This is a genomic window from Methylobacter sp. S3L5C, from assembly GCF_022788635.1.
In the GTDB taxonomy this organism is placed as follows: Bacteria; Pseudomonadota; Gammaproteobacteria; order Methylococcales; family Methylomonadaceae; genus Methylobacter_C.
The window spans coordinates 2,482,775-2,506,625 of record NZ_CP076024.1; the positions used below are offsets into that span (position 1 = coordinate 2,482,775).

The 23,851-nt window shown below is 42.5% G+C and carries 18 protein-coding genes and 1 pseudogene; 14 read left to right on the top strand and 5 right to left on the bottom strand.

All coding sequences use genetic code 11. The annotated features are described in order from the left end of the window. Positions 1 to 258: 258 nt before the first annotated feature. Positions 259 to 2,835 (bottom strand): ATP-dependent chaperone ClpB, encoded by a 2,577-nt coding sequence (gene clpB / locus KKZ03_RS11095; protein ID WP_243216933.1) that lies wholly within the window; start codon positions 2,833 to 2,835, stop codon positions 259 to 261. A gap of 379 nt (positions 2,836 to 3,214) precedes the next feature. Between clpB and KKZ03_RS11100 the strand changes: the two genes are divergently transcribed. Both KKZ03_RS11100 and KKZ03_RS11105 read left to right on the top strand, forming a co-directional pair. Continuing rightward, on the top strand, positions 3,215 to 4,819 hold the full coding sequence (locus tag KKZ03_RS11100; protein ID WP_243216934.1) for an alkaline phosphatase: 1,605 nt from the start codon (positions 3,215 to 3,217) through the stop codon (positions 4,817 to 4,819). 109 nt (positions 4,820 to 4,928) lie between these two features. Continuing rightward, the gene (locus KKZ03_RS11105; RefSeq protein ID WP_243216935.1) at positions 4,929 to 6,209 is read left to right on the top strand and encodes a glycerophosphodiester phosphodiesterase; all 1,281 of its coding nucleotides are present in this window, start codon (positions 4,929 to 4,931) and stop codon (positions 6,207 to 6,209) included. Positions 6,210 to 6,295: 86 nt separating this feature from the next. Here the strand turns inward: KKZ03_RS11105 and KKZ03_RS11110 are convergent, their stop codons facing one another. Together KKZ03_RS11110 and KKZ03_RS11115 are read right to left on the bottom strand one after the other, a co-directional pair. Then, on the bottom strand, positions 6,296 to 6,475 hold the full coding sequence (locus KKZ03_RS11110) for a hypothetical protein (RefSeq protein ID WP_243216936.1): 180 nt from the start codon (positions 6,473 to 6,475) through the stop codon (positions 6,296 to 6,298). 268 nt (positions 6,476 to 6,743) lie between these two features. After that, positions 6,744 to 8,240, bottom strand: a complete 1,497-nt coding sequence (locus tag KKZ03_RS11115; RefSeq protein ID WP_243216937.1) for an ISNCY family transposase — start codon at positions 8,238 to 8,240, stop codon at positions 6,744 to 6,746. Positions 8,241 to 8,711: 471 nt separating this feature from the next. Between KKZ03_RS11115 and KKZ03_RS22025 the strand changes: the two are divergent. The 3 genes and pseudogenes from KKZ03_RS22025 to KKZ03_RS11135 form a co-directional block, all read left to right on the top strand. Then, positions 8,712 to 9,329, top strand: a pseudogene (locus KKZ03_RS22025) (transposase); the annotation flags it as partial. A 142-nt stretch (positions 9,330 to 9,471) separates the two neighbouring features. After that, positions 9,472 to 10,182, top strand: a complete 711-nt coding sequence (locus tag KKZ03_RS11130; RefSeq protein ID WP_243216939.1) for a 2'-5' RNA ligase family protein — start codon at positions 9,472 to 9,474, stop codon at positions 10,180 to 10,182. Positions 10,183 to 10,547: 365 nt separating this feature from the next. After that, on the top strand, positions 10,548 to 12,719 hold the full coding sequence (locus tag KKZ03_RS11135) for a bifunctional diguanylate cyclase/phosphodiesterase (protein ID WP_243216940.1): 2,172 nt from the start codon (positions 10,548 to 10,550) through the stop codon (positions 12,717 to 12,719). 20 nt (positions 12,720 to 12,739) lie between these two features. Here KKZ03_RS11135 and KKZ03_RS11140 read toward each other — a convergent pair whose 3' ends face one another. Together KKZ03_RS11140 and KKZ03_RS11145 are read right to left on the bottom strand one after the other, a co-directional pair. Further along, entirely contained in the window at positions 12,740 to 13,726 is a 987-nt protein-coding gene (locus tag KKZ03_RS11140) for a heme A synthase (RefSeq protein ID WP_243216941.1), read from the bottom strand. Beyond that, the gene (locus KKZ03_RS11145; protein WP_243216942.1) at positions 13,723 to 14,733 is read right to left on the bottom strand and encodes a folate-binding protein YgfZ; all 1,011 of its coding nucleotides are present in this window, start codon (positions 14,731 to 14,733) and stop codon (positions 13,723 to 13,725) included. Before KKZ03_RS11145 ends, KKZ03_RS11140 begins: the two co-directional genes overlap by 4 nt. Before the next feature lie 128 nt (positions 14,734 to 14,861). Here KKZ03_RS11145 and KKZ03_RS11150 point away from each other — a divergent pair, with 128 nt between their 5' ends. The 9 genes from KKZ03_RS11150 (at position 14,862) to KKZ03_RS11190 (ending at position 23,645) form a co-directional block, all read left to right on the top strand. Further along, positions 14,862 to 15,305: a protein YgfX gene (locus KKZ03_RS11150; RefSeq protein ID WP_243216943.1), complete on the top strand. Its 444-nt coding sequence runs from the start codon at positions 14,862 to 14,864 to the stop codon at positions 15,303 to 15,305. A gap of 144 nt (positions 15,306 to 15,449) precedes the next feature. Beyond that, complete coding sequence (hfq, locus tag KKZ03_RS11155) at positions 15,450 to 15,692, top strand: RNA chaperone Hfq (RefSeq protein WP_243216944.1); 243 nt, start codon at positions 15,450 to 15,452, stop codon at positions 15,690 to 15,692. A 191-nt stretch (positions 15,693 to 15,883) separates the two neighbouring features. Next, complete coding sequence (gene hflX, locus KKZ03_RS11160; RefSeq protein ID WP_243216945.1) at positions 15,884 to 17,155, top strand: ribosome rescue GTPase HflX; 1,272 nt, start codon at positions 15,884 to 15,886, stop codon at positions 17,153 to 17,155. Between the two features lie 134 nt (positions 17,156 to 17,289). Continuing rightward, positions 17,290 to 18,516: an FtsH protease activity modulator HflK gene (gene hflK / locus KKZ03_RS11165; protein ID WP_243216946.1), complete on the top strand. Its 1,227-nt coding sequence runs from the start codon at positions 17,290 to 17,292 to the stop codon at positions 18,514 to 18,516. After that, positions 18,516 to 19,370: a protease modulator HflC gene (gene hflC, locus KKZ03_RS11170; RefSeq protein WP_243216947.1), complete on the top strand. Its 855-nt coding sequence runs from the start codon at positions 18,516 to 18,518 to the stop codon at positions 19,368 to 19,370. Before hflK ends, hflC begins: the two co-directional genes overlap by 1 nt. Before the next feature lie 98 nt (positions 19,371 to 19,468). After that, positions 19,469 to 20,659, top strand: a complete 1,191-nt coding sequence (locus KKZ03_RS11175) for an ATP phosphoribosyltransferase regulatory subunit (protein WP_243216948.1) — start codon at positions 19,469 to 19,471, stop codon at positions 20,657 to 20,659. A gap of 13 nt (positions 20,660 to 20,672) precedes the next feature. Next, positions 20,673 to 21,965, top strand: coding sequence for an adenylosuccinate synthase (locus KKZ03_RS11180; protein WP_371744710.1), 1,293 nt, complete (start codon positions 20,673 to 20,675; stop codon positions 21,963 to 21,965). Between the two features lie 450 nt (positions 21,966 to 22,415). Further along, the gene (locus KKZ03_RS11185) at positions 22,416 to 22,916 is read left to right on the top strand and encodes a low molecular weight protein-tyrosine-phosphatase (RefSeq protein WP_243216949.1); all 501 of its coding nucleotides are present in this window, start codon (positions 22,416 to 22,418) and stop codon (positions 22,914 to 22,916) included. A 9-nt stretch (positions 22,917 to 22,925) separates the two neighbouring features. Further along, positions 22,926 to 23,645, top strand: coding sequence for a dienelactone hydrolase family protein (locus KKZ03_RS11190; RefSeq protein ID WP_243216950.1), 720 nt, complete (start codon positions 22,926 to 22,928; stop codon positions 23,643 to 23,645). Positions 23,646 to 23,851: the final 206 nt, after the last annotated feature.

A 23,851-nucleotide genomic window follows, 5' to 3' on the forward strand; every position in this document is an offset into this window, starting at 1 on the left:
ACAGAAGAGCTTTATTGTTGACAATAACACTGGGAATATATGGATTGTTTCTTTATTTGATACATTAGGTTCATCAATTATTCATATAACTATGAGTTTAAGTACGGCTCACTAACGAATAATGGTTGGTGGCTAAAGGAGTGTTTTACTAAAGTGAAATGCTTTAGTCAGATCTTTAGTCCAGACAAAAGCTATGCTTAATATTATCTTGGTAAACTACTTGCCAGCGACACAGTTTTGTATCGCTGGCAGCTAAAGTTAAACCTTCAAAAATCGCAATCCCTCATCGTTTATATCGACTTTTATAGTGTCGCCGGCAATGAAATGTCCTGACAGTATTTCTTGCGCCAGCGGATTTTCCAGTTGTTGTTGTATCGCGCGTTTCATGGGTCTGGCTCCGTACACAGGATCAAAGCCAGCTTCACCCAATAAATCAATGGCTTGGTCAGTCATTTCAAAGCCAATTTCCCGATCCCGTAAACGCTGACGTAAATGATCAATCTGAATACTGGAAATAGCTCTGATTTGCTCACGTCCCAGCGGATGGAAAACCACGGCTTCATCGATTCGATTGATAAACTCGGGTCGAAAGTGCTGGCTGACTTTTTCCATCACAGCCGCTTTCATTACCGGGTAAAGGGCTTCACCCGCCAGTTCCTGAATAATGTCCGAGCCCAGGTTTGAAGTCATTACGATGACGGTATTTCTAAAATCGACAGTTCTGCCTTGGCCATCGGTTAAGCGGCCATCATCCAGCACTTGCAACAAGACATTAAATACATCCGGGTGGGCTTTTTCAATTTCATCCAGCAAAATAACCGAATACGGTTTACGTCTAACCAGTTCAGTTAAGTAACCGCCTTCTTCATAACCGACATAACCGGGAGGCGCACCGATCAAGCGAGCGACCGAATGTTTTTCCATAAACTCGGACATATCAATACGCACCATTGCATCAACCGTATCAAACATAAATTCTGCCAGAGCTTTGCACAATTCAGTTTTACCGACGCCGGTAGGTCCCAAGAATAAAAATGAACCATTGGGGCGATTGGGGTCGGATAACCCTGCTCTGGAGCGGCGTATCGCATTGCTGACAGCTTTCAGCGCTTCATCCTGGCCGACTACTCTTTTACTTAAGTATTCTTCCATGCGCAATAATTTATCACGCTCGCCTTCCATCATTTTTGAGACCGGTATGCCTGTCCATTTTGATACCACTTCGGCAATTTCTTCTTCGGTGACTTTATTGCGTAATAAGGTCATTTTTTGGGTTTCAGCGGGTTCTGCCATAGTCAGTTGCTTTTCCAATGCGGGAATAATACCGTACTGAAGTTCTGACATACGCGCCAAATCATTAGTGCGACTGGCAACTTCCAATTCTGTTCTTGCATGTTCCAGCTTTTCTTTAATCATCGCTGAACCTTGCAATGAGGCTTTTTCCGATTTCCAGATTTCTTCAAGATCAGAATATTCTTTTTCCAGGTCGGCAATTTCTTCTTCCAGAATTTCCAGACGTTTTTTGGATGCTGCATCCTGTTCTTTTTTTAAGGCTACCTGTTCAATTTTTAATTGAATCAAGCGCCGGTATAATTTATCCATTTCTTCCGGCTTGGAGTCAATTTCCATGCGGATTCGGCTACCTGCTTCATCAATCAGATCAATGGCTTTGTCGGGCAGTTTTCGGTCAGCAATATACCGGTAAGACAACGTTGCTGCAGCAACAATGGCAGGGTCGGTGATATTAACGCCGTGATGTACTTCGTATTTTTCTTTTAAGCCACGCAGAATGGCAATGGTATCTTCGACAGAAGGTTCATCAACCAATACTTTTTGAAAGCGACGTTCCAGCGCGGCATCTTTTTCAACATATTTACGATATTCATCCAGTGTGGTTGCACCTACACAATGCAATTCGCCACGCGCCAGCGCGGGTTTTAACATATTGCCTGCATCCATGGCACCTTCAGCCTTACCTGCACCTACCATGGTATGCAGCTCATCAATAAATAAAATGACTTGACCTTCCTGTTTGGCCAGATCATTTAAAACTGCTTTCAGACGCTCTTCAAACTCACCACGAAACTTGGCGCCGGCAATTAATGCGGCCATATCTAAAGCTAGTACCTGTTTGCCTTTAATACCTTCCGGTACTTCGCCATTAACGATACGTTGCGCCAAGCCTTCAACAATCGCTGTTTTACCGACGCCGGGCTCACCGATCAAAACAGGATTGTTTTTGGTGCGTCGTTGTAAGACCTGAATGGTGCGACGAATTTCATCATCTCTGCCGATAACCGGATCAAGTTTGCCTTGTGCTGCACGTTCCGTCAGGTTGATGGTGTATTTATTTAAGGCTTGGCGTTGATCTTCGGCATTGGCATCATCAACGGCTTCACCGCCGCGCATTTTATCGATCGCTATTTCGACATTTTTCTTAATAACACCGGCTTTTTTAAGCAGATCGTTTAAAATTCCTTTTTCTTCACAAGCCGCCAGTAAAAATAATTCACTGGAGATGAATTTATCGTTACGCTTTTGGGCTAATTTGTCGGTTAAATTCAGCAGTCTGGATAATTCGTTTGATATTTGGACATCGCCACCCGAACCACTGACGGTGGCAATACGAGCCAATTCCATCGCCAGTTCTGTGCGTAACATCTGCGTATTAACACTGATCTGAGCCAGTAGCGGCTTGATGCTGCCTCCTTCCTGGTCCAGTAATGCCATCATTAAATGGACGGGTTCGATAAATTGATGGTCTTTTCCCAAGGCCATACTTTGAGCATCAGCCAAGGCTGATTGAAACTTGCTGGTTAATTTATCCATTCGCATGGTGGTTGCCTTTAAAAAAGTGTTTAAGTTAGAGCTAATATGAGGGAGTATAGGCCGCTTTTCAAGCGGGCCTTTGCTTTTGTATTTATCGATGAATAAGGTAATCTTTGCTGGCTGTAAAATGATATTAACCAATAGACGACTTAAGTTACGCAGGTATTTGAATTAGTCGCTTTAGTGCCGCTATCATGACGTATTTTGTTAATCGGTTTTGGGCGCTTGAGAACAAGAAGCTTTTTTTACTCGGCGCGGCAAGCCAAAATTACGATAGTTCAACACGTAATATCATTAGGTGATTTTTAACTTTAACTTAATCATGCTGTCATATACCGCTGCTTATAATCTTAGTCTCCTTAACTGAGTCTCTAGGAATGCAGCCATGTATCGTGTAATTAAAAATCACCATTATTTTCTGAAATCTACCAACCTGACTGCGGCAATTGTCGCCATACCGCTATTACTGTCACTGTCAGCCGATGTTGTCGCCACCGACGATGCGCCACTTATGGAGCAAGGCATACAAATTGGTGATCTGGCACCAGGACGCGCCATAATCTGGAGCCGAGCTGACCGTCCGTCGCGGATGATTGTGGAATATGCCTACAACGAACAGTTCAACGACTCTATCATTATTCGTGGCCCCTACGCGATGGACGGCACAGACTTTACGGCCAGGCAGGACTTGGTCGGGCTTCCCGAGGGCGAAGAAGTTTTTGTTAAAGTCTGGTTTGAAGATCTCACCAATGCTCGCGTCAAAAGCGAGGAGGTCACCGGCCATTTTCATACTATCGGCAAGCACGACAACATTCGCTTCGTTTGGGGCGGTGATACCGCAGGTCAAGGTTGGGGGATTAACGAAAGTTTTGGAGGCATGAAAATTTATGAAGCCATGCGTCAGGTCGAACCACTTTTCTTTATCCAGAGTGGTGACAGTGTCTATTCCGATGGTCCCATTTTACCTAGCGTAACTGCGGAAAATGGCCAAATATGGACTAACCTGGTTACATCTGAAGTCAGTAAGGTGGCCGAAACTCAGGCGGAATTTCGTGGACGCTATAAATATAATTTACTTGATGAAAACCTCCGTCGCTTCAATGCTGAAGTGCCGCAAATCTGGCAATGGGATGATCACGAAGTAGCAAACAACTGGTCCGATTCCAAGGATTTGAGTAAAGATATCCGTTACACGGTCAAGGATGTACCTTTGTTGGTCGCCCGCGCTTCCAGGGCTTTTCATGAATACGCACCTTTACGTCCCCATGATACGGAAGAATCTGATCGTGTTTACCGCAAGATTTCCTACGGTAAGTTACTTGATGTGTTTGTGATTGATATGCGTGCCTATCGAGGCCCCAATACCGCTAATCTGCAAACGCAGCAAAGTAAAGAAACCGCATTTCTTGGTGATGTACAGGTAGCCTGGCTGAAGAACGAACTGAAACATTCTCAGGCGACTTGGAAAGTCATTGCGGCCGACATGCCTATCGGCCTGAACATTGGCGATGGAGTCACTACTCAGGGAGATGCTCGTTGGGAAGCCGTTGCGAATGGCAACAACGGCCCGGCAGCCGGTCGCGAGCTGGAAATCGCCGGTTTGCTTAGTTTCATTAAGCATGAGCATGTCGAAAACATCGTTTGGCTGACTGCAGATGTTCATTACGCAGCAGCGCATTACTTCGATCCTGGCAAAGCCAAAACCAAGGACTTTACGCCGTTTTGGGAGTTTGTGGCGGGTCCGTTAAATGCAGGTTCTTTCGGGCCTAACAGCATTGATGCTACCTTTGGCCCGCAAGTGGTATTTTCCAAGGCACCACCAGCCGGTCAAATTAATCTATCGCCTTTATCAGGCCTACAGTTTTTTGGTGAAGTTAACATTGACAAAAGAAGTCAAGCTTTGACGGTAGACCTTAAAGACATTAATGGTACCAGCGTATTTAGCAAAACCCTTTCAGCGGAAAGAGAAAGAGAAAAAGACCACGATTAATCACTCGATTGTCGGGATGGTACTTGTTGCTATTCCGGCAACTATCTGCAAACGGTAACAACATAAAAACCAATTTTCCAAGTCAAATATTTTTAAGAGGAAGTACTCCATGATAAACGACTATTACAAATCAACTATATTGGTAGGTGCCATAATTGCTGTACTCGGCTCTCAAGGTATTGCCAAAGCAGAGTCGCAGTTGCAAATGAAAAATACCCCCATCGTTATCGGTCACCGGGGCACGGCAGGTCATCGCCCTGAACACACTATAGAAGGTTATACCTTAGCTATCCAAATGGGGGCCGATTTTATTGAGCCTGATCTGGTATTGACCAAGGATGGTCATATGATTGCTCGGCACGAACCGATGATAGGCGGCACCACTGATGTTGCAACTGATCACCCTGAGTTTGCCGACCGCAAAACCAAACGCATGGTCGACGGCGTTGAATACAACGACTGGTTCGCTACTGATTTTACCTTGGCGGAAATTAAAACACTGCATGCTATCCAAGCCTTTGCCGGTCGCGATAAGCAGTATGACGGTCAGTATCAAATCCCGACTCTGGATGAAATTATTGCGTTGGCTAAAAGTCAAAGCAAAGCCACTGGAAGAGTTATCGGTATCTATCCTGAAATAAAGCATTCCACTTATCATGCCAACGTTACAGATGCCAACAATCAGCTTTTATATGGGCCGCATGTTTTTGAAAACAAGCTGTTAAAAAAACTGCATAAAGCCTACGACAATAGCGCCTGTGCGCCGGTATTTATTCAATCTTTTGAAGTGAGTAATTTACAATACTTAAGTCACAAAACCGACATTCAATTGGTGCAGTTGATTGATGCCGATGATGTCAATGCTGACGGTTCAATGTCGTTAGTCGTTCCTTACAAACAGCCTTATGATTTTGTAATGGCTGGGGATGTACGTACTTTTGCAGATTTGTTGACTGACGAAGGTTTGACTTTCGTTAAATCCTACGCCGATGCCGTTGGTCCGTGGAAACCTTATTTGGTAAAAACGGTAAATGACGGTGTAGATCGTAACGGTGACGGAAAAATTACTATCAACGATCGTCGCGTCGATGGCAGTACCGGTGTGGTGGAAATGGCTCACGACAAAGGTTTGCTGGTTCACACCTGGACTTTCCGTGATGATGCCAGCGGTTACGGCTTTATCGACCCTCAACAGGAAATGACTTATTATTTTGATCTGGGCGTTGATGGCTTGTTTACCGATTTTGCCGATACAGGTGTTGAAGCACGCGATGCCTCAATTAATGCCAGTAACGTTAGTTCGAATAATCAATGCAAAATTCACCACGATGACCATAAGAAACACGATGACCATGAACGTAAGGATCATGGCCATCACTTTGCGAGATAATTTACAGTAACTGGTAAAAGGCAATCCCGGCAAGAGCTTGTGCAGGGATTGCCTTCCATAAAAGCTTGGTGGTTTTGCTTGGCACTCTAATTGGCCGCGATGTTATTTTGTTTTTCAAGCTTTAAGCCAAGCCAGTCAGAGAGCAGGGTTTTTTCATCAACATAAGAACTAAACCACTGCGCTATTTCTTTATTATCATTGTTTCTCAAATGAACATCAAGATTTTGATCGTTGCCAATAAAACCCAGCAGTGTTACTTCGGGCAATAACTCAGGCAACCTTTTTGTGACATACTTTTTGATATCATCAAAAGCTGAAAGCGGAATTTTATTATAGATAGTGCCTGAACGAAAAAGCCACTTTTCAAAAAAACCAGCTCAACATCCGGAAATATTTTTTGGAAAAATCTTTCCGGAGTGGAACAAACGACTTATTTTCTGATTTACCATCAGTTTTTCAGAATTATTTCTAATAATCACAAATTATAAGCGCACCTTTCCTGTGGATAACCTGTTGGCTGTTCTCAAAAAAGCGTCAGGCAGCTAGTTTTTGTTGCTCGTTAACAAGCCTTAGCCGTTCCATGTCGCGTTTAATTGTGCCGAGCTTTTGAATGTTACGCGATAACACGGCTAAGCCAACATAACGCTCGAAGGCTTCAATGCCATGATCAAGGCACTTATCCAGCCCATGTACTTCTAACGCATTAATAGCCGATTCTACGGCGGAATGTTGCTTTTTTGCCTGTTTAAATTCCGCGGTGTATTCACGATTCTGGTCGGCTTTGGATAGCTTGCCTTTTTTGGGTAAAACGACTTGCTCAAGGAGGGCTTTCAGGTCGGTTTGATTGGCCGGACTGTGGAAACCTTTGTCAAAGCTACAGGCGTTAAAACTTGGGAATTTTACTTGAGTCGCTTTAACCATCGGCACGGCGACTTTGTCGTCGGTAGTCTTTTGCATGACTTGACTGTGCAATATAAAGCCCTGATGGTCTTCCATGATACAGACCCGCAAGCCCAGTTCAACCGGGACTCCGGCTTTGCCTTTGCTGATCCATTCGGTGTGGGTCTGGAACAGGGAAAAGACTTTTTCATCATGGGGAATGGTTTCTCCTTGAATAGCGCGACGTCTAATCTGCTCGATTTGACGTTCGGCATGCAGGCTAAAAGTGCTCAGATCGGTAAGCAACACTTCTGGTATGTGAAAGTGATTTTTTAACGTCAACATACTGGCTTTAGTGCGCTCAAGATAAAACCCTGCCAAATCAATATAGTCCTGGTAGGCCTGTTTGATCTCAAGTGCTTTGGCGGCCTTGATAGCGTCATTTTTTGACGTGGAATGTTTGAGTTTTTGCAGCGTGCGATACCGCCTTTTAAATTTAGACAGGTTGTGCTTATGCAATCGCCATTCAGGCAAGGCATGTTGCAAGCTCCATTTGACGCACGTCCGAATCAGAATCCGGATCGCATCATGCAGTAAACTGATATCGGTTGGAAAATGCACGTTGGTTTTTAACACAAAAGAATCGCAACGGCCTCTGATCAGCGCATGAATATCCAGATCCAGTAATTGATAGCCGGCTCGAATAACTTCAGTACTAATACGCGCCATGATCGCTGGCGTAAACAGCTTGAGATTGTCTTTCAAGGTTTGCAGGCGATAGCGTTTGTCGGCATCAAAGCAACCAAGACCGAGCATTTCACGTAGGGTGTTATGCTGATTGGCCAACTCCAGAATGCGATCATAGTCTGTATTCAGTCCTACGCGTAGCGATCCTAACACCAAAATCGACCATTGATTCATACCGGGGCGGCCTTTGTCGATGGCAACGATTTTTGTCACTTCGGCGTCAATTTTAGTAGGCACCACATCCTCCAGTATTTTAAAAACAGCATCCCTTAATGGCTGAGTCGTATAAATGTGTTGCAAGCCCAGCAAGATGATCGGAATGTCATCACGGGAGGAAACATCTATTTTGATATCAGCAATATCGCGTTGACCGATGCTCATTTGTGGAGAAAATACCTTTCTCATCGGGAGTTTTCCAACGAGAATTTGAAAGCTGAGGCGCTTATCCGGGAGGTAGCTTTTGCCAAGCCCTTTTCGATGAAAATAATAATCATAATTATCAGCAAGTTACTTAAATTCAGCATTTTATACGCCAATAGGCTGTTATTTGATTTTCAATAGCCTATTTTATCGCAACTTATTGTTTTGTATTAAATAATTTATTACCGTTCAAACACTAGATAATACCGATGTTTACCAAACCCTTTATACGAGGGTGTAAATAATTTCGTGTAACTGCTTATTTTCAGTATAGTGAAATTCCTTTAGGAGGAATGAAAATGAGCGATTTTATCAAAGACCCCCATTTTAGTCTCAGCGATTCAGGATTTGGCCCGTGGTATTAAATCCGAGGCTGACCTCTATTCGTTAACTAGAGAGCTACTTAAAATCACTGTAGATGCCTCACTCAATGCGGAAATGGAAGGCCGTTATGGAAAAATCATCGAATGGCAATCCAGGCCGTTAGAAGAGATCTACCCCATTATCTATCTGGATTGTATTGTGGTAAAAATCAGGCAAGATAAACGCGTTATTAACAAGGCAGTTTATGTGGCACTGGGCATCAATATGGCAGGCCACAAAGAATTATTAGGACTCTGGTTATCCGAAAATGAAGGTGCCAAGTTTTGGCTTTCTGTGCTGACCGAGCTTAAGAATCGAGGCATCAAGGATGTTTTTGTCGCCTGCGTGGATGCTTGACTGGATTTCCGGATGCCATAGCACAGTCTTTCCTAAAACGCAGTTTCAGCTCTGTATTGTCCACATGGTGCGGAATTCAGGTAGTCACTGGCCTAACCTGATTGCTTTCTTTGATTATCCTAATGAAATAAGAAAGAGTGTTATACCACCAATACCATCGAATCCGGGAACAGTGTGATTAGAAAAGCGACTAACGCCAGGAAAATATTTCCCAATGATCAATCGGCAACGAAAGTCATTTATCTGGCTATTGAAAATGCGTTAAAAAAATGGTCCATGCCATTGCGCGATTGGAAACCGGTCATTAATCAGTTTATGATGATGTATCAGGACAGGATGCCCGATTTTAATTAATGGCAGTTTACATAGATTTTCTTACACCCTCTTACGGAACTGCGTAACATCAGATTCTCAGAAAAAAAACTGAAGGATACCAGTGCATTTAGAAAGTTTTAAGATGTGAATGTTGAAATTTCCTGAACGGGGTCAAGTTTGCATGACTGACCATACAAATACGCGTATCAGTTTTCTTGAGAGCGATTACACCATACCAAATCTACGTCAGGACTTTCGTGAGTGGCATTTGGGGCGATCTCGCTATGTATTTTGGGCAATCGATCTGGATTGTCCCACTGTTTGCCTGCAAGTAAATGCCGCTGAGCTACATCTCGCTGATCTTCTGCTTGACGGCTATGACAGAAAGCCGCATATCACCTTAAGTGTTTGTGGCTTCTTAAGTGGGCAACCGAAACACACAGACGATTTTGGAGTCAGCCACTTTGCAGCTCATCTATCGGCTTTACATAAGGTTCAGCAACGACCTTTTCAAATCGAAATCGGTACACTAGCCAGCTTTTCCTCGGCGCCTTATTTGTCTGTTAACGATCCAGTTAACGGTCTCTCTACGCTACGTAATTGCCTCACCCCAATCGTGCAACAGAGCCATCAAGGTATCAACAACTACATTCCTCATGTAACGGTTGGCCTTTATGGTGGATCATGGTTAACCCAAGTAGTCAGCGATCGTTTGGATAAATTTCCAAGAGCTGATGTATCGCGCTGTTTAATCAAGCATATTAGTTTAATGAGTTACAGCGCTTTTGATATTGGTGGGGCATTGACAATCATCGCCGATTACCATTTTGAAGGGGCCAGAATTCACTGGCATGAAACATCGCTTTTTAATACACTAAAAACCAAAAGCTGATAGTCACGAAAAATATCAACTGACTCAGAAAATCTATTGATACTTTCGTTGAGAGGCAGAATGGTTTAATTCCTTAAATCCTTGCAGAATTTTTACCCTCCCTCTTATCCAACATTACTGAATGTAAACGTTCTTTATTGGTGCAATAAATGAATGCAATTGCACATTTATAAAGCGCAGTAATGGGGATTTTATAAAGATAGATTGCTTGATTCAATTACATTGCACCATTTTAGTCATTTGTACTCATTTTATGTCCTATTTTAACGCAATTTCCCTGGTATTAGTTTTAAGGATACCAATTGAATTTATATCCTTGCATAGGAGCAGGTGATATGGCTTGAAAATTGCTTGATCAAAAATATATGAAACTATCACTCGACAAATTTTTGTTTTCTGACTCGGCAATGAAAATGCATTCATCTTCTATCACAAAGAGCTTCAGCCCCGGCCTGAGCAAACTTTTGCAAGATAGGGAGCGTATGCTGGGTATGCTCATAAGCAATCTTAAAGGGATGATGTATTGCTGTCTGCTTGATGAGAATTGGACGATGGTTTTTGTCAGTGAGGGTTGTATCGGTCTTACCGGCTATAATGCCGAAGATCTACTTTTTAATCACCGAATTAGTTATGAGGCGCTGACGCTGCAAGATGACAGGGCTTGGGTGCGCGATAGCATTAAAGAAGCTCTGGGTAGCAATGAAAAGTTTGATTTGGAATACCGCATCAGGCATGCTGATGGCAATATTCGTTGGGTACAGGAGAGTGGCTCACCACTTTTTAATGAGAATGGTGAGTTGGAGGCTCTGGAAGGATTTATTCAAGACGTCACTTGCCGCAAGCAAAGTGAACAGCAGGCACAAGAAGCAGAGCAGCGTTACCGTTCCATTTTTGAAAATGCCATCGAAGGTATTTATCAGACCACGCCTTCCGGGCAGTATCTTGATTTTAATCCTGCATTAGCCAGAATCTATGGTTACGATTCGACACAGGACTTGGTGCTTGGTATTTCCGATATTCAGAAGCAGCTTTATGTTGATCCTAATAAACGTGCCGAGTTTACTGAATTGATGAAAGTACATGGACAAGTACTTAATTTCGAAGCGCAGGTTTATCGTAAAAATGGTGAAGTTATATGGATTACCGAGAACTCACATGAAGTACTTGATACTGACGGCAAATTATTATTCTATGAAGGTACTGTCGAAGATATTTCCGAGCGCAAGAGCTACGAATACCAGCTTGAATATCAGGCAACGCACGATATACTAACCGGACTGCCGAATCGTACTTTGCTGACCGACCGGTTGGAGCAGTGCATGAGCTTTGCTGATCGCTACGGCAGAATAGTGGCAGTGGCCTTCATTGATCTTGATCAATTTAAGATCATCAACGATAGCATGGGACATCATGTTGGCGATGAGTTGTTGGTGTCGATGGCAGGAAGATTATTGGACAATGTGCGGAAATCCGATACGGTGGTGCGATTAGGTGGGGACGAGTTCGTATTGTTGTTGACCAGCATGCAGAGTCTTGATGATATTACGCAGAGTATGCAGCGTATTCTTGCGGCAGTTATGGATCCTTGCGTGATTGATGGTTACGATTTTGTTATTTCTTGTAGCATTGGTGTCGGCATATATCCTCATGACGGGTCTAACCCCGGTACGTTGTTTAAAAATGCCGATTTGGCCATGTACAAAGCCAAGCAATTAGGTCGTAATAACTTCCAGTTTTATAGTAGTAAACTCAACGAGGTATTGACCGAGCGGGTTGAAATTGAATACCGCCTGCGTAGTGCGATAACAAATGAAGAGTTTCTGCTGCACTACCAACCAAAAATGGATTTTGCTACCGGCAAAGCCTGCGGTATTGAGGCGCTAATCCGTTGGCAACCGACGGGTGAGGAGATAATCTCGCCGATGAGCTTTATACCGGTGGCGGAGGAAACCGGTCAGATCGAAGAAATTGGTCATTGGGTATTGATAAATGCCTGCCGCAAGGCCAGAGATTTGCATAAACTTTTGGGATACCCCATCCCTGTGGCGATCAATGTATCGCCTCGGCAGTTTCGTCAATTTGATCTGGTCGAGATGGTAGCGTCAGTGCTTAAAAGTACAGAACTTGATCCGCAATTTCTGGAGCTGGAAATCACTGAAAGTTATCTGATTCACGACCCTAAAAATTTCATTAAGACTCTGCATAACCTTAAAGCTCTTGGCATCATGCTGTCCATTGATGATTTCGGTACCGGATATTCCAGCATGGCGTATCTTAAAGATTTTCCGGTGGATCGGCTTAAGATTGACAAGATTTTTGTCGGTAACCTGGAAACTGAACCGACAAATATCGGTATCCTCAACGCCATTGTCGCACTTGGGCATGGTTTGGGTCTAAAAGTAGTGGCAGAAGGGGTAGAAACAGCATATCAGTGCGCATTTCTTCACGCTATCGGCTGTGATGAATTGCAAGGTTACTACTTCAGCAGACCCTTATCGGCTGAAGCGTTAGGGGAATTTCTAACTAATGGCAAGTAGTAGTCCCAATGCCATTTTTTTTACACCGAAGCTGTTTGCTCTGGTATACGGTTTTTTTCTGAGTAATCCAGGCAGCTATAAAGAAAAAACTGTACCCCAAAAATCAGGCTGGCTACAACTAAATGGATGGGCTGCACAATGGCGGGCACGCCCAGTCTGTCCAGACTGACACCCGCCAGTATAGCAGTAATGACCAGTGTGGTAAGTGCTACACCGGTAAGAAACAAGAGCTGGTCTTTATTAAAAACACGGGAGATTTTCCACATTAGCCATAAGTTGGTAAACAGAATAAGTGATGAAAAAGATCGGTGTATATAAAAAATAACGGGGAAATCATCACGCCAGTATTGACGCTCAATATGTTCGCGAGCAATAAAATCAACGGCTTCTCTTACTTGAGTACCCATTGCTACCTGCAATAATGTCATTATCATTGCCGCAATTAAAACGCTTTTAAATCTGGCAGGTAATGCTTGCGTATCAATCTTACCAAGAAAGTCTCGTTGCGATCGGGCAATGGTATAAATCAATAAGGCCACCAAAACTAAAGCCAAGAGCATATGTAAGGTGATCATGACCGGTTTCAGGTTGCTTGCGACAACAGTTGATCCCAGCCAGCCTTGAAAACCCACCAGGAAAAAGCTACCTAATGACAAATAGAAAACAGTTTTGTCGGTTTTAAGATAAACGCGGGATGACCAGGCGGTTAACAATATTAACAAACCAATGGTTACACCGACTAATCGATTGACATATTCGGTCCAGGTTTTTACAGGATTAAATTGGGTATTTTGATAGCCGCGCTCAGCATACAATTCATGATAATTAGCCGGTAACTGTGACTCTTCAGTGGGTGGTATCCATGAGCCAAAGCAGGTTGGCCAGTCAGGGCAGCCCATGCCTGCACCTGAAGCCCTGACCACGCCGCCCATAAGAATGACGATATAAACCGCAAAAATAGTTAGAATGCCGATGCGACGAAAATGTAAGGCTGCTTGAGAATTCATGAGTGTGGCCATGGTAATAAAGTTATTTTATGGTGATTCTGGTCTTTTAATGTCAAGTGTTGAGTGTGGCTATCAGAAACCAGTAAAACGATCAGCATCTTAACTGGCGATGACTCATTTTCTGGTGCTAATTGGTCGTGTTGCGCCAGCAATACCTTGCCGATGTTTTGTTCGGTGCCCGCAGTGTCAGCAATAATAGTTGAGTTAGGTGTTGGCATCAATGGTGCATCAGATTCTGCCAGAAATAGCGCTCTTTTGGCCTTGCCCAGATAATGGGTGCGCGCAACAATTTCCTGTCCGGTATAACAGCCTTTATTAAAACTGATGCCACCCAATAGATCCAAATTTAGCATTTGTGGAATAAATTCCTCAGAAGTTTCATTCGTCAGCCAAGGAATGCCGGAAAGTATATCCAGATAACGCCACTGATCTGAATTTTTTGGTTTAAAGTCCTGGTGGTCAACCCACTCTGACCAAAGGGCAATAGCTTTATCGACTTCGACAATAATGAGCTGTCGGTTGTGCTTGGTAGAAAAATTAACGCTAATAAACGTTTGCTGCGTTGTGGCAAATAAAGCTTCGGTTTGTAGTGCAGGATCTGATAGTCCTATCAAACATAACTGGTCGGAACTGTTTGTCAAGGTGACATCAGATCGTAAAATGTACATTTGCAATCTTTTTTTGACGGATTCCAATAGCATTTCGGGTAAAATCATCAAAAAAGTAGCGCCGCTTTTAACCAGTAAAAAAGTGGTCAGGGTTCGGCCTTTGGGATTACATAAAGCGCCCAAGCTGCTTTTGGTCTCGGTAATGTCGTTAATGTCGCAGGTCATTTGTCCTTGTAATAGTTTGGCGGCATCTTTGCCGCTAACAGTTAAAATTGCTAAATGGGCAATTGGATAAATGGTTTTGTCGTTATAACCTGCAACGGCTGGAAAGGTAATTTGAGTATCACTTTCAAATGTTGCATGTTGATTGAGCAGGAAGTTTTTCCAGTTCTGATTCATAGAGTAAAAATAGTCAGCAGTAAGATTAATATCGATTATATAGTAAGTCGCCTTCAGTCGTTAAAAGGTGCAAGGTAAAAAATAGTTTTCTGGTACCTTTAATGAGGTATAAACCTTGAGTTTTAAATATGCCCAAAGAATATAATACAACGTTGCTATTGGCGCTTAAGCCTTCCAGGCGATTTAAAAAAATACTGGTTTTTATTCATTTGCTGGCCTTGGTAGCCAGTATCGCTAATGCGTTGGGTTTTACTATAAAAATCAGCCTGTGTGCATTGATAGGCTTACATTATTGGTTAACTGTCAGGCGCTTGCGCTCTGAGAATCACACTATTAAGTATACTGAAGCGTTGGCTTGGGAGCTGTCAAAAGGGGAGGGCTTTGCTGCGATTGAGATTTTGAAATCAACGGTCATTACAACACAAACATTATTTTTGCACTTTAAATATCGATCTCAGCCCCCATCTATAATGCTTGCCGATAAAAAAATGCTGCTTATTTTAAGTGATGCGCTGGCTGAAGAAGATTATCGATACCTGATCGTTAAATTGAAAACGACAGCAATAAAATAGACGGCAATCAAGGTGTCTCTGATAAAATAAGTGGGTATAAAAAGCCAGCAGGTTTCAAGATGAGACAGTTTGATTTGTATTGCTTTGTAATTGCAGTTATCTTTAACCTAACCTAACATATATAGAATAATAAGGAGAAATCGGATGTCAAAAAGTCAAAATTTGCAGGATAGTTTTTTAAATACTCTGAGAAAAGAACATACCCCTGTGTCAATTTTTCTTGTTAACGGTATAAAATTACAAGGAAAAGTCGATTCATTTGATCAATATGTCATTATGCTGAAAAATACTATTAGTCAGATGGTTTACAAGCACGCTATTTCAACTATCGTACCCAGTAAATCTGTAAAAATTATACGTGACGACGAAGTTGCCAGTGACGAGTGAAAGTGCCTGATTGCCAAGGAATGATAATTTTATAACTTGTACACCTTGACTGATTTTTTATTAGTTTTGTATTTTGCTTCTGCATCCTTGCAGCTGTTTTTTAAGTATAAAAACCCGAGATAAAAGTGTCCAAGTTACTTTGTTCCTATCCCAAAATAGTTTTTTTATAGACATCATTATGGAGTATTTTATTGTTTGATCGTCCAGATTCTGCAGGTGAACGAGCTGTACTTGTTCATCTAACCTTTCGTTCCGGCCAGGAAGATCTTTTAGAGTTAAAAGAATTGGCTAAATCAGCCGGAACTGATCCTGTTTTTGTTATCACCGGCAGTCGAAAACGTCCTGACTCAAAATATTTTGTCGGCAAAGGTAAGCTTGAAGAACTTAAGGCGGCGGTAGAAGAGCACTCTGCAGACGTTGTTTTATTCAATCACCCGCTTGCTCCCAGTCAGGAAAGGAATCTCGAAGGCGCTTTGGGTGTTAGGGTTGTTGACAGAAACGGACTTATTCTTGATATATTTGCTCAGCGAGCGCAATCCTTTGAAGGTAAGCTTCAGGTTGAATTGGCGCAGTTAAAACACTTGTCAACACGTCTCGTCAGAGGTTGGACGCATTTGGAACGCCAAAAAGGCGGTATTGGTCTGCGTGGTCCTGGTGAAACCCAGTTAGAGACCGATAGGCGCCTATTAGGTTTGCGTATTAAGCAAATTCAGCAACGTCTGGATAAAGTTGACAAGCAACGGCATCAAGGCCGTAGTAAAAGAAAAAAAGCTGAAGTTCCTTCTGTTTCATTGGTGGGTTACACCAATGCGGGTAAATCCACTTTGTTTAACACGCTTACCGGCGCAGATATATATACTGCAGATAAGCTGTTTGCTACTTTGGATCCCACTTTACGTAGCTGTCAACTGCCTAATAGCAGTGAGATTGTGCTTGCTGATACGGTAGGTTTTATTCGTCATTTACCTCATGAATTGGTAGCAGCATTCAAATCGACGTTACAGGAAGCCAGTGAAGCAGATTTATTACTGCACGTTATTGATGCTAACAGCGATGACAGGGATGAGATTATTCATCAAGTTCATCAGGTTCTGGAAGATATAGGTGCAGATACAGTCAGGCAAATTGAAATTTTTAATAAAATAGATTTACTGGATAATATTCTCCCTCACATTGATAGGGATGATGCCGGTAATCCGGTTAGAGTCTGGCTATCTGCTGAAACGGGAGCAGGTGTTGAACTGCTTTATCAAGTCTTGGCGGAATTATTTTCGATTACTAAAGTTAAGCGTCGCTGCTTTTTACGACCCGATCAAGGTAATATCAGGGCAAAATTATTTACTTGCGCAAAAATAATTGACGAGCATATTGATGAGTTCGGTGCCAATGAATTAGTTGTTGAAATTGATGTAAGGTATCTGGGGTTGTTAAAAGAAGTGAAAATCGAAGAAACGAATGAGTAAACCAGTCAAGCTAAATTCGTCAGTTTTTAGTATTGAACGGTGTACTTTTTTCATTTTTTAAGAAATTTACGATAGAATATCAATAAACATCCTGCGGGATGAATTAATTAAGTTATCCAATATGGAGTGTAAATATGTCGTGGAATGAGCCTGGCAACGATAAGAAAGATCCTTGGAGTGGACGAGGTGACCAGAAAGGACCGCCCGATTTAGATGAAGCAATACGCTCATTGCAAGAGAAATTAGGTAAGTTTTTTGGTGGTGGCAACGGTGGCAACGGTGACAATGAAGGCTCCCCCAGAAATTTCTCTCCAGGTGCATCAATGAAAAGCCTGGGTTTTCTTGCTGGCGGTGCTGTTATTTTATGGGGCTTAAGCGGATTTTATATCGTTGATGAAGGTAACCATGGCGTTGAAACGCGATTTGGTAAATATATTGCTACTACACAGTCTGGTTTAAATTGGCACTTACCTACACCTATTGAACGGGTTGATATTGTCAATGTAAAACAACAACGCTTTATCGAAGTGGGGTATCGAAACAGTGGCGGAGATCAAGTGACTGCGGTGTCCAAAGAAGCCTTGATGTTGACCAAAGACGAAAATTATGTCGATGTTCGTCTGGCTGTTCAATACCAGGTTAAAGATGCCAAAGAATTTATCTTTAATGTGGTCAATCCTTCGAATACGTTAAAGCAAGTTACTGAAAGTGCACTGCGTGGTGTCGTTGGTAGTAGTACGATGGACTTTGTTTTAACCCAAGGTCGTAGTGAAGTTGTGACGCTAATCAGAAAAGAAATTCAGTTAGTCATGGATAGCTATCAATCAGGTATTCAGGTGACCAGTGTCAATTTACAGGATGCTCAACCCCCGGAACAGGTCCAAAACGCTTTTGAAGATGCCATCAAGGCACGCGAAGATCAGCAGCGTTTGATTAACGAAGCAGAAGCTTATTCTAATGACGTTGTACCTAAGGCGCGTGGTGGTGCTGCCAGAAAGTTGCAGGAAGCTGAAGGTTATAAAGAACAAGTCATTGCTCAGGCTGAAGGTGAATCAAGCCGGTTTACCAAATTACTTGCCGAGTATGTTAAAGCGCCCGATGTGACACGTAAACGTCTTTATATAGAATCAATGGAAAGCGTATTGGCTCAAACAAGTAAGGTTTTAGTTGATGTTAAAGGGGGCAATAATTTACTTTATTTACCGCTGGATAAAATGATGCAAAATCAATCTTTATCGCAACTATCAAACATGAATTCACAGTCAGGGAGTGTCGATCAACCTCAGTCCCAACCGACTGTGGTACAAGAGCAAGCTGTTGAGCGCGCTTCAACTCGTAGCCGTGATGCAAGGGGACGCTAATGATACAGAATAAACTTTTGGTAGGCTTGGCTGCATTGGTGCTGGTTGGCATGATGTGTGTGTTTTCCGTTAATCAAACTGAAAAAGCAATTAAATTTCGTTTAGGTGAGATCGTAAAAAATGACTACGAGCCTGGACTACATTTTAAAGTACCTTTTATCAATAACGTCAAGAAATTTGATGCTCGTATTCAAACGATGGATGCCAAGCCTGAGCGGTTTTTAACGGCTGAAAAGAAGAATGTTATTGTTGATTCTTTTGTTAAATGGCGGATTGGTAATGTAACCACTTTTTATACTACCGTTGCCGGTGATATCGATCAGGCTAATTTACGTTTGGATCAAATTATTAAAGATGCCTTTCGGAGTGAATTTAGTAAACGTAATATCAAGCAACTGCTGTCAACTGATCGTAGTGCCATCCGCGATATATTAACGAATAACTCCAAGGCTGTTGCTGCGTCTTTAGGCATGGAGATTGTTGATGTTCAGGTAATGCGTATTGATTTGCCACCTGATGTCAGTAGTTCAGTATTCCGAAGAATGGAAGCCGAGCGTGAGCGTGTCGCTCGTGAGTTCCGTTCACAAGGCTCAGAAGCTGCAGAAAGAATTCGTGCTGATGCCGACAGGCAGCGTGTTGTTACGCTGGCTAATGCCTTTCGTGATTCAGAAATACTGCGTGGTGAAGGTGATGCAATATCTGCCGATATTTATGCCAAGGCTTATGGTGCGGATACTGAATTTTTTACTTTTTATCGAAGCTTAAATGCCTACAAGAAAACTTTCTCCAGTTCAAGTATGATGGTCCTTGATCCTGATTCTGATTTCTTTCAGTATTTTAAGAAACAAAAGTAGCTATAAATATTGGGTTATTCTAAGGTAACCCAATCTGTATTTTGAAATATAAAAACGCTCCGCTTGCGGGGCGTTTTGTTTGAGTGGACACACAAAACATGCAACAAAAAGATTCCTGGCTTTTGCCTGATGGCATAGAAGAAGTTTTGCCGGAAGAAGCCAAACATCTGGAAAACTTACGTCGTGAATTACTGGAATTGTTTACTTGCTGGGGCTATGGCCTGGTTATTCCTCCCTTTATTGATTTTCTGGATTCATTACTGACGGGCTCAGGGCATGATCTGGATTTACAAACCTTTAAACTCACTGATCAAATTAGTGGTGAAATGCTTGGTGTAAGAGCTGACATGACCCCTCAAGTTGCCAGAATAGATGCGCATAACCTTAAATACGAATGGCCAACACGTTTGTGTTATGTTGGTACTATATTGCATACTCGCGGCGACCCATTGGAAAAGACGCGTAGCCCTATGCAAATAGGTGCGGAACTTTATGGACATGCAGGTAAGGAAAGTGATGTTGAAGTTATTCGGCTGATGCTTGAAATGCTGGCCAGAACCGGATTGCAAAATATTCATCTTGATTTAGGGCATGTGGGCATTTATCGCGCTTTAGCCAGACAGGCGGGATTAACTGATTTACAGGAAAGTGAATTATTTGATGTCTTGCAGCGTAAAGCCAGGCCTGAACTTCAGGAGTTGATGGACAGTTATTCAATTGATAGCGATCTTAAGGTCATGCTATTGAAGTTACCCGAGTTGAATGGTGGTAAAGACATTCTTGATAAAGCGCGGGCGGTATTGTTAAAAGCCAATGATGAGGTTAAAAATGCGTTGGCAGATTTGGAAGCGATTGCGGAAAAGCTGGCAGCGCATTTTCCTTTCTTGCCGGTCAGTTTCGATTTAGCAGAGTTACGTGGCTATCATTATCATACGGGTATGGTTTTTGCGGCTTTTATACCCTCAGTCGGCAGAGAAATTGCCCGTGGTGGTCGTTATGATAATATTGGTGCCGTGTTTGGGCGTGCTCGTCCTGCGACTGGTTTTAGTGCCGACTTAAAATTACTGTCATCACTTAGCAAGCAATCCTGCCCAGTAGCACCAAGAGAGCTTATTTTTGCTCCGTATTCAGATGATCTCGCGTTAAGCGAAATAATCAGGGATTTACGTGCCCGGCAACAAGCTGTTGTTCAGCAATTGCCAGGACAAACCGGAAGTGCAAAAGAATTAGGATGCACTTCTATTTTAGAACAAGATAATAAAAACTGGGTCGTCAGACCTTTAGTTTAAGCCTGGAATAATTATGGGAAAAAATGTCGTTATCATCGGCACTCAATGGGGTGACGAAGGAAAAGGTAAGCTGGTTGATTTATTAACCGAACAAGTATCAGCAGTCGTGCGTTTTCAAGGCGGCCATAATGCCGGACACACGCTGGTAATTCGTGGCGAGAAAACGGTATTGCATCTTATTCCTTCCGGCATACTTAGAGATAATGTGCTGTGCATGATTGGTAATGGTGTGGTTTTATCACCGAATGCCTTAATGGAAGAAATTGAATTTTTGGAAAAAGCCGGAATTCAGGTTAGAAATCGTTTACTTATCAGTGAGGCTTGTACCTTGATTCTGCCGGTGCATGTGGCTATCGATCAGGCGAGGGAAAGAGCGCGTGGTGGTAAAGCCATTGGTACAACCGGACGTGGGATTGGACCTGCTTATGAAGATAAAGCCGGGCGTAGAGGTTTGCGTGCAGGTGACTTACTGAATGCCGAAAGCTTTGCCGAAAAACTTAAAGAGCTGGTTGAGTATCATAATTTTATGTTGACCCACTATTATCACACTGACGCAGTTGATTATCAGCAGACATTGGATGAGGCGCTTGCCTTGGGCGAGCAAATCAAGCCTATGTTAACGGATGTCAGTGAAGCGCTTTATAACTTTCAGGGGCAAGGAAAAAACCTGTTATTTGAAGGTGCTCAAGGTGCGCTACTGGATATTGATCATGGTACCTTTCCTTATGTTACCTCATCCAGCACCACTGCAGGCGGTGCTGCGACAGGTAGCGGTTTAGGACCGCTTGATCTTGATTATGTCTTGGGAATTACCAAGGCTTACTCAACGCGTGTTGGCAATGGCCCCTTTCCATCTGAATTACATGATGAAAATGGCGAGCATTTGGGTACCAAAGGTAATGAGTTTGGCGCTACAACAGGACGTAAACGTCGTACTGGTTGGTTTGATGCCGTCGCCATGCGTAAATCAGCAAAACTTAACAGTTTGAGTGGTATTTGTTTAACCAAGCTTGATGTGTTGGATGGACTAAAAAATATTGGTATTTGTACTGCTTATCGGTTGAATGGAGAAATTACTGAGGTAGCGCCTTTAGGTGCGGATCAATATGAGCAATGCCATGCCATTATTGAAGAAATGCCGGGTTGGTCTGAAAGTACTTTTGGCGTAACGGATTTTAATGCGCTGCCGGTTAATGCAAAAGCCTATATTAAAAGACTGGAAGAGTTGGTTGGTGTTAAGGTGACAATCATTTCAACAGGACCCGATAGAGATGAAACCATTATTTTGGAACATCCATTTGCTTGATTGAACGGGTTTTAATTAGTCGGTTGGATAATTAGTAACATATTGACTTTCCAATCGAATTTTCAAGGGCAGGCAAAGCATTGTCTGTCCTTAGATTCAGTAATATTTTAATCTTAGTCAAAAATAGTTATCTGAAAAAATAGTAATCAGGTAATAAAATCAGATTTGTTTATCTGTTGGAAGGCTTTTCGCGTAGATATTGAACGCCGGATAGTGTTCCATAATTCCGGCTATAATGATCAGGCAGAAAAGTACTTGATGCATTACTTGAGATTGAATATGCCTTGCATGCTTTGGAAATTAAGGTGTTTACGGAAGGTTCTACGCACTTGATTAATTCAGTAGTTCCTATAAATAATTGGTCGGCTTTACTCTGCCAGTTTCACTAATCAAGTCTTACAATGACCAAAATTTAATTTTGGTCTGGTCGTTTTTTAAGTGGGTATATTCATGGAAAAAATAAAAGTTCTTTTTGTTTGTATGGGCAATATTTGCCGATCACCGACTGCTGAAGGCGTTTTTGCAAAGCAACTTAAAGAACAAAATTTAGAAAATTATTTTGTTATCGATTCAGCGGGCACTCATGCGCATCATATTGCAGAATCGCCTGACTTTCGTGCCCAACAGGCAGCTTTGGGGCGGGGTATTGAGCTTGCTCATTTACGTGCAAGAAAAGTTATTATGGGTGATTTTGAAGATTTTGATTTCTTGTTGGTCATGGATGATGATAACCATGCTGCGCTGATGAATGCTTGCCCTGATGAATATAAAGGCAAAATCAGTTATTTTCTTGATTTCGCTCCGCAGTTGACGACAAGGGAAGTGCCTGATCCTTACTTTGGCGGAAAGTATGGTTTTGAGCATGTGCTGGATTTGACAGAGGCAGCTTCTGCAGGGTTTTTAATGAAGTTACGGCAAGCAGGACGCTTAAATGAAAAAATTAACCAATAAGGTGGCGTGATGGCAATTATATCTAATACTGTTGGGTATATGGATGGTGATGTGTTGTTGGAGGCTTTTTTTGCTTTTGATGATTCGTTCACTGGCCGTAGACCTGCTGTTTTAATAAACCATAGCTGGGTCGGCAGAGATAATTTTGTCGACGAAAAAGCCAAGAAATTAGCGGCGTTAGGTTATGTCGGCTTTGCAGTTGATGTTTATGGTAACGGTATCTTGGGTGCGGATGCCGAAGAAAATGCCAGGCTCATGCAACCTTTTATGGATGATCGGCAAATGTTGGCAAAGCGACTGCAGGCAGCGCTGTATGCAGTGAAATTATTACCTTGGGTTGATGATAGTAAGGTTGCTGCGATTGGTTTTTGTTTTGGCGGTTTGTGCTCGCTTGATTTGGCAAGAACAGGTGCAGATTTAAAAGGGGTGGTTAGTTTTCATGGCTTGTTAGGTGCGCCTGTCAATGCTTCTGGTAATGTTATCAAGGCAAAGGTGTTGGCTTTACACGGCCATGATGACCCCATGGTACCTGTTGAGCAAGTGCTTGCTTTTGAACAGGAAATGACACAGTCGGGTGTAGACTGGCAGTTACATGCCTTTGGCAATACCATGCATGCATTTACCAATCCGGTTGCCAATAATCCTGATTTTGGCATGGTCTATCAGCCTGATGCAGACAGACGATCATGGCTAATGATGGAAAATTTCCTGACTGAAATTTTTGCTTAAGTTATAAGAATTAAAAAACCAGTTGGTTAACGAGAGCAAAAAAAATGTTTTGAGGCGATGGTAAAGTTCGGGTAAAACTGCTCGGTGACAGAAAAATGCCGCAGATGACTTCATCCTGTTCAGGAATTTTCATTATCGGCCACTACACAGCCTATCAAATCAAAAAAGCCATTTTATAATCAGCAAATCTGTGGTGCATTAATTCT